Origin of the sequence: Streptomyces rugosispiralis, assembly GCF_024505145.1 — a bacterium.
Lineage (GTDB): Bacteria > Actinomycetota > Actinomycetes > Streptomycetales > Streptomycetaceae > Streptomyces > Streptomyces rugosispiralis.
Genome location: NZ_JANIAA010000129.1, coordinates 1 through 3,244, shown reverse-complemented (window position 1 = coordinate 3,244; position 3,244 = coordinate 1). Strand labels below are relative to the sequence as shown.

At 75.1% G+C, this 3,244-nt stretch carries 1 protein-coding gene; it reads left to right on the top strand.

All coding sequences use genetic code 11. The annotated features are described in order from the left end of the window. Positions 1 to 3,244, top strand: a 3,244-nt coding sequence (locus NP777_RS46630) for an SDR family NAD(P)-dependent oxidoreductase (protein WP_305890851.1), incomplete at both ends; no start/stop codon positions are given.

The window sequence follows — 3,244 nt, the reverse complement described above, 5'->3', positions numbered from 1 at the left end:
GGATGCGGCGAAGTTGGTGGCGGCGCGTGGCCGGTTGATGCAGGAGCTTCCTGCGGGTGGCGCGATGGTCGCCGTCCAGGCGTCGGAGGACGAGGTGGCGCCGCTGCTGACCGAGGGCGTCAGCATCGCGGCCTTGAACGGCCCGTCGTCCGTGGTCATCGCCGGTGATGAGGACGCGGCTGTCGCGATCGCCTCTGGTTTTGAGGCGCAGGGTCGTAAGACCAAGCGGCTCACCGTGAGCCATGCGTTCCATTCGCCGCGTATGGACGGGATGCTGGAGGCGTTCCGTGAGGTTGCGCAGGGGCTGAGCTACGAGGCTCCGCGCATCCCGATCGTTTCCAACCTCACCGGGAACGTGGTCTCCGCCGAGGAGATCACGACCCCCGGCTTCTGGGTGCGCCACGTCCGCGAAGCGGTCCGCTTCCTCGACGGGGTGCGGACGATGGAGGCCCAGGGCGTCACGACCTACGTCGAGTTGGGCCCCGACGGTGTCCTCACCGCCATGGCCCAGGAGTGCGTGTCCGGCGATGCCGCCGCCTTCGTCTCGGCGCTCCGCAAGGGCCGTACCGAGCCGGGGGCGCTGACGGCGGCGCTCGCCGCGCTGCACACGCGGGGGCCGGCCCTGGACTGGGCGGCGTTCTTCGCCGGTACGGGAGCCCGCACGGTCGAGCTGCCGACCTACGCCTTCCAGCGGCAGCGTTTCTGGGTCGAGAACCCGGAGGAGGTCCGTGAGGCCGTCGCGGCCATGGATTCCGTGGACGCGCGGTTCTGGGAGGCCGTCGAGCGCGAGGACTTGGCGGCCCTGGCCGGGACGCTCCAGTCCGAGGACGCGGACGCCGACGCCGACGCGCTCTCCTCGCTGGGCGCCGTTCTGCCGATGCTGTCCTCGTGGCGGCGCCGCCAGGGCGAGCGGTCCACCGTGGACGCCTGGCGCTACCAGGTGACCTGGAAGCCGGTGGCCGCCCACGCCGAGGGGACGCTGACCGGCCGCTGGCTGGTCGTCGCCCGGGCCGACGCGACGCATGGCGCGACGGATGGCGGGGCGGACGGCGGGGCGGACGGCGCACTGGCCGAGGGCGTCGTACGGACGCTGTCCGCACGCGGCGCCGAGGTGCGGACGGTCGAGCTGACCGCCGGGGACCGCACGGGCATGGCCGAGCCGCTGCGCGAGGCGGTCGCCGACGCGCCGGTGGCCGGTGTGTTCGCGCTGCCGTCCCTGACGGAGGGCGCCGACGGGCTGCTCCGCACGGCCGCCCTGGCACAGGCGCTGGGCGACCTGGCCGTGGACGCGCCGCTGTGGGTCGCCACGCGCGGCGCGGTCTCGACCGGCCGGGCGGACGGCCCGGTGGACCCGTGGCAGGCGCGGGTCTGGGGCCTGGGCCGGGTCGCGGCCCTGGAACTGGCCGAGCGGTGGGGCGGTCTGGTCGATCTGCCGGAGACGGCGGACGACCGCGCGCTGTCGCGGCTCGCGGGTGTGCTGGCCGGTGGCGACGGCGAGGACCAGGTGGCGGTGCGCGCCTCCGGTGTCTTCGGCCGCAGGCTGACCCGGGCCACCGGGACCGCCGCCAGGACGGCCAACACCGCCAGGACGGCCAACACCGCCGGGACCGCCAAGAGCGAGCGTGGCCGTGACTGGCGGCCGGGCGCGGGCTCGGTGCTGGTGACGGGCGGTACGGGCGCGCTGGGCGCGCATGTGGCCCGTTGGCTGATCGACAAGGGCGCCGAGCACGTGGTGCTCACCAGCCGCCGTGGCCTCGACGCCCCCGGCGCGGCCGAGCTGCGGGACGAACTCGCCGCCTCGGGCGCCCGGGTCACCGTCGCGGCCTGCGACGCCGCCGACCGCGAGGCCCTGGCCGCGCTGGTGGCCGGGCTCCCCGCCGAGCTGCCGCTGACGGCGGTGGTGCACGCGGCCGGGGTGCTGGACGACGGCGTTCTGGAGTCGCTGACGCCCGAGCGCTTCGCCACCGTCCTGCGCGCCAAGGCCGACGCCGCGGCCAACCTGCACGAGCTGACGCGGGACCTGGACCTGGACCTGTCGGCCTTCGTCCTGTTCTCCTCGTTCGCGGGCTCGATCGGCGCCGCCGGTCAGGCCAACTACGCCGCCGCCAACGCCTTCCTGGACGCGCTCGCCGAGCGCCGCCGGGCCGAGGGCCTGCCCGCCACCTCGGTGGCCTGGGGTCCGTGGGCCGAGGGCGGGATGGCCGCGGACGACGCGCTGGAGCAGCGCATGCGCCGCGCCGGGGTGCCGCCGATGGCGGCGGACCTGGCCATCGCCGCGCTGCAGCGGGCGCTGGACCTGGACGAGACCGCGGTGACGGTCGCGGACATCGACTGGGAGCGGCTGGCCCCCGGCTTCACCGCCTCCCGGCCGAGCCCGCTGCTGCTGGAGCTGCCCGAGGTGCGTACGGCGCTGGAGGCCGAGAGCGGGCGTACCGCCCGTACGGCCGGTGGCGGCGCGGACGAGTCCTCGCTCGCCCAGCGGCTCGCGGGGGTCCCGGCGGCGGAGCGCGAGCGGATGCTGCTTGACCTGGTGCGCTCGGCCGTGGCCGATGTGCTGGGCCACTCCGACGCGGAGGCCGTCGAGGCGGACCGGGCCTTCCGGGACCTGGGCTTCGACTCGCTGACGGCGGTGGAGCTGCGCAACCGGCTGAACACCGTCACCGGGCTGAAGCTGCCGCCCACCCTGGTGTACGACTACCCGTCGTCCTCGGTGCTCGCCGCCCACCTCCGTACGGAGATCCTGGGCGACGAGAGCGCGGCCGACGCGGTGGCCGGTGTGCCGTCCACGGCGGTGGCCGTCGCCGACGATCCGATCGCGATTGTCGGGATGAGCTGCCGTTTCCCGGGCGGTGTGCGGTCGCCGGAGGAGCTGTGGCGGCTCCTGGTCTCCGGGCAGGACGCGGTGACGGGCTTCCCGGCCGACCGCGGCTGGGACCTGGAGGCGCTGTACGACCCGGACTCGGCCACCGAGCACACCAGCTATGTCCGCGAGGGCGGATTCCTGGCGGACGCCGGGGAGTTCGACGCGGCGTTCTTCGGGATCTCGCCGCGTGAGGCGCTGGCCATGGACCCGCAGCAGCGGTTGCTGCTGGAGACCTCCTGGGAGGCGTTCGAGCGGGCGGGCATCGATCCGACCACGCTGCGCGGCCAGCAGGTCGGCGTGTTCGCGGGCACCAACGGCCAGGACTACATGTCGCTCGTCCTCCACTCGCCGGACGGCGGCGATGGGTTCATGGGGACGGGT